General features: G+C 63.2%; 6 protein-coding genes. 5 read left to right on the top strand and 1 reads right to left on the bottom strand.

The window, feature by feature from the left end:
* The 5 genes from CZ203_RS07660 to CZ203_RS07640 form a co-directional block, all read left to right on the top strand.
* Positions 1–1,487: S1C family serine protease (locus CZ203_RS07660; RefSeq protein ID WP_087065537.1), on the top strand; the 1,487-nt coding region annotated here is incomplete at its 5' end.
* 189 nt (positions 1,488–1,676) lie between these two features.
* Complete coding sequence (locus CZ203_RS07655) at positions 1,677–1,997, top strand: MGMT family protein (protein WP_087065536.1); 321 nt, start codon at positions 1,677–1,679, stop codon at positions 1,995–1,997.
* A gap of 4 nt (positions 1,998–2,001) precedes the next feature.
* On the top strand, positions 2,002–2,304 hold the full coding sequence (locus CZ203_RS07650) for a hypothetical protein (protein WP_087065535.1): 303 nt from the start codon (positions 2,002–2,004) through the stop codon (positions 2,302–2,304).
* A gap of 55 nt (positions 2,305–2,359) precedes the next feature.
* The gene (locus CZ203_RS07645; RefSeq protein ID WP_087065534.1) at positions 2,360–2,623 is read left to right on the top strand and encodes a hypothetical protein; all 264 of its coding nucleotides are present in this window, start codon (positions 2,360–2,362) and stop codon (positions 2,621–2,623) included.
* An 88-nt stretch (positions 2,624–2,711) separates the two neighbouring features.
* Positions 2,712–3,446 carry a class I SAM-dependent methyltransferase gene (locus CZ203_RS07640; protein WP_087065533.1) on the top strand — a complete coding sequence of 245 codons (735 nt, stop codon included), beginning with the start codon at positions 2,712–2,714 and terminating at the stop codon, positions 3,444–3,446.
* 50 nt (positions 3,447–3,496) lie between these two features.
* Here the strand turns inward: CZ203_RS07640 and CZ203_RS07635 are convergent, their stop codons facing one another.
* Positions 3,497–3,784 (bottom strand): putative quinol monooxygenase, encoded by a 288-nt coding sequence (locus CZ203_RS07635; RefSeq protein WP_087065532.1) that lies wholly within the window; start codon positions 3,782–3,784, stop codon positions 3,497–3,499.
* Positions 3,785–3,963: the final 179 nt, after the last annotated feature.

Below are 3,963 nucleotides of genomic sequence, written 5' to 3'. Positions count from 1 at the left end.
GGAACGCCGCGCCGCAGCCGCCCGCAAACGACACGGTGCAGGGCGGGTGGAACACCGCGCCGCAACCGCCCGCAAGCGGCCCGGCGCAGGACGGCTGGAACAGCGCGGAGCAGCGGACCCCCTACCAGGTGCCGGTGCGCGAGGGGCAGGCGCCCCGCGTGCAGGCGGAACAGGCGGACGGGGTGCCCGGCGCGCAGAACAACTTCAGCACCTATGAAGAGTGGCAGCGCCAGAACCAGAAGCCCAAAAAGAAGCCGAAGAAGGCCAAAAAGGGCAGCCGGATCGTGTTGCGCGTCGTGGGCGGCGTCGTAGCGGCCTGCTTCGTGTTCGCGGGCGGCATCTTCGCGGGCTCGCTGTTCGGCGCGCAGGGCAACGCCGCGCCGGCTTCCTCCTCGATCGATGGCAGCGCGCCCGCAGATACCCCCAAGCTGACCATCTCGCAGGCGGCCTCCAGCACCGGCTCCGCATCGGACGAGGGGCTGACGGGCGAGGAGATCTATGAAAAGGTCTCGCCGTCGGTCGTCAGCATCGTGGCGTCCTCCCTGGCAACGCAGGGGCAGGCCTCCGGCTCCGGCGTGATCATGACCGAAGAGGGCCTGATCATCACGAACGCGCACGTCATTACCGATGAAAACACCAACCTGCCGGCCGACAAGGTCACCGTCGTGACGAACGACGGCCAGCAGCACACAGCCAAGATCGTGGGCTACGACCACCAGACCGACCTCGCCGTGCTGCAAATCACGGACGGCGGCACCTTCACCCCGGCGGAGTTCGGCGATTCCAGCCAGATCAAGGCCGGTGAAAAGGCCTACGCCATCGGCTCGCCCGGCGGCGTACAGCTGGCAAACTCCATCACCACCGGCTCGATCTCCGCGATCAGCCGCGATATCACGATCGACGACCGCGTCATGACCCTGATCCAGACGGACGCCTCCATCAACCCCGGCAACTCCGGCGGCGCGCTGATCAACAAGTACGGCCAGGTCATCGGCATCACCTCCGCAAAGCTCGGCATCTCCTATTATGAAGGCCTGGGCTTCGCCATCCCGATCGATTCCGCGAAGGACGTGGTCGACCAGATCATCGCCTACGGCCACGTCAAAGGCCGCCCGGCGATCGGCGTGACCGGCTACAACCTATCCAAGCAGTCCGCGGAGTATAACGGCGTGCCGCAGGGCGTGGTCGTCACCGAGGTCGACGAGCGCTCGGACGCCGCGGCCAAGGGTCTGCAGCCCAAGGACATCATCATCGGCGTGAACGGCAAGGAAATCACGACCATGGACGAGATCAACGAGCAGAAGGAAAACAGCAAGGCCGGCGACAAGATGACGCTGCGCGTCTACCGCATCGAGACCGGCAAGACCTTCGATATCGAGATCACGCTCGCCGACCAGGCCGACCTGTCCAGCAGTTCCGCCCCGGCGCAGCAGCAGCGCCAAATCCCGCAGCAGGGCAACGGCGGCTATTATTTCCAGCTTCCGTAACCCTCCAAAACCAAGTGCAAGCCTAACCAGGGGCGGCGCAATGCCGCCCCTTTCCCATGCCCGGACGGCCGGTGTTCGGCGCATGCAGGCGCAAATCCCTATAAAGTACGTGTTTTTCGGAAAATTTAGCGAGGGCTATTAAACCGCGCGCGGTTTCGTGCTATAATACCTTCTATGGAGGCGGCGTTTATGGCGGATACATTCCTCAGGATCTATGAAGTCGTGCGGCGCATCCCGGCGGGGCGCGTCGCAACCTATGGGCAGGTCGCCCTGCTGGCGGGGAACCCGCGCTGGGCGCGCGTGGTCGGCTACGCGCTGCACGCCAACCCCGACCCCGCGGGCATCCCGTGCTACCGCGTGGTGAACCGCGAGGGGCGGCTGTCGCCCGCGTTTGCCTTCGGCGGCGAAAATATGCAGCGGACCCTGCTCGAGGCGGACGGCGTGCCCTTCCTGCCGGACGGGCGGGTCGACCTCGGCCGTTCCCTGTGGGACGGCACGGAAGGAGTTTAAAAAAATGGTGGTTATCATCCTGGAAATCCTGATCGCGGCGGCCTTCCTGACGAACGGCGTGCTGCTGCTCGCGGGCAAGCAGTCCTTCCTGCTCGACCGGCGCTATCTGGAGGCGGTGCGCGACGAAGCGGCGTTCCGGCGCGGCTTCGGCACCAATTTACTGGTGCTCGGCGCGTTCTGGATCATTATGAGCTTCGCGGACGCGTTCCATTGGCTGCCCGCGTATGCCTTTGGCTGGGTCTACTGGCTCGGGCTGCTCGCGCTGGTGCTGAACCTCGTGCGCATCTACCATAAATATAAAAAGTGAGCACCGCCCCGGCGGGCACACCGCCGGGTGGAAAAATAAATTGTGAGGGAGAAACATGGACTTCAAAGGGAAAAAATTCGGGCGCACCGCGAGCATCGTGGCGCTGGTTATCATCCTGCTCGCGCCGGTCGCGCCGTGGCCGGTCAGCCTGGTGGGGGAAATCATTGGCGTCGGCCTGCTCATCGCGGCCTGCGTGGTCATCTTCCGCGACTGGCGCTGCCCGCACTGCCACACGCTGATGCCGATCCGCGGCTTTTACGAGCCGGAGTATTGCCCGTCCTGCGGCAAGCGCATCGAGCCGTACCGCGACGGGGAGTGAAAGGGGGGCGCCCAGGTATGCACGGGCAAAAAATAGCAGATACCCATACGGATGCATCAAAAATTTAATCTGTATGGGGGATTTTTAAATGAAGCAGAACAAATACGATAACGAGGCCTTTTTCGAAAAGTACAGCCAGATGGCGCGCTCGGTACAGGGGCTGGCCGGCGCGGGCGAGTGGTCCGCGCTGCAAAAGCTGCTGCCCAGCTTTGCGGGCAAGCGCGTGCTCGACCTGGGCTGCGGCTACGGCTGGCACTGCATCTATGCCGCCGGGCACGGCGCGCAGTCCGTCCTGGGCACGGATATTTCGGAAAAGATGCTCGCGGTCGCGCGGGGCAAGACCGCCTCGCCGGCCGTCACCTACCTGCGCGCGGCGATGGAGGATCTCGACCTGCCCGCGGCGGGGTTCGATGTGGCGCTTAGCTCGCTGGCGTTCCACTATGTGCGGGACTTCGCCCCGCTCGTGCGAAGCGTCTACCGCTGGCTCGCGCCCGGCGGCTCGTTCGTGTTTTCCGTCGAGCACCCGGTCTTTACGGCGCAGGGGCCGCAGGACTGGTGGTATGGGGAAGACGGCGAAATCCTGCACTTCCCGGTCGACAACTACTATTACGAGGGGGAGCGGCAGGCCGTTTTCCTGGGCGAGCCGGTTATCAAGTACCACCGCACCCTGACGGCCTACCTGGATACGCTGCTGACGGCGGGGTTCGCCCTGCAACGCATCGTGGAGCCGCAGCCGCCAGAGGGCATGCTGCACCTGCCGGGCATGCGCGACGAGATGCGCCGCCCGATGATGCTGCTCGTGGCAGCCGTAAAACCGCAATAAAAAAGCCGCCGGAGCTTTGTGCTCCGGCGGTTTTTATTTTAGGGTGCCGTTTATACCACTTCGACAAAGTGCGCGACGTCCATCGGGCCGTCGAACAGCGCGTCGAACTGCGGGCAGATCGAGGTGAAGTGCGGGGTCGCGTTGTGGAAATCAATCGCGGCCTGATCCTTCCAAAACTCGATGAACGCCATGGTATAGGGGTCTTCCAGGCTTTCATGCAGGTGGTAGGCGATATTGCCCTCCTCCGCCTGGGAAGCGGCGACGAGCGGCTTGGCCAGCTCGATGAACTTCTCCTTGCAGTCGGGCTTGACCTTGGCTTTCGCAACAATCTTGATCATAGTGGGCGCCATCCTTTCGGTGTTTTTTTCAGTATGGCACAGCCGTGCGGGCTTGTCAATGGGGGAAACCCAGCGCATATATCTATCCTATTCGGCAATATATGCACATATTATACAATTAGCAATCAAATTCCGCGAGATATGCCGCCGGATCGGCGCAGGACATCAGCGCGCTCATG

This window comes from Intestinibacillus massiliensis (genome assembly GCF_900155735.1).
GTDB lineage: Bacteria > Bacillota > Clostridia > Oscillospirales > Butyricicoccaceae > Intestinibacillus > Intestinibacillus massiliensis.
Note: the sequence above shows the minus strand (reverse complement) of the source record. Positions and strands in the feature narration are given on the sequence as shown.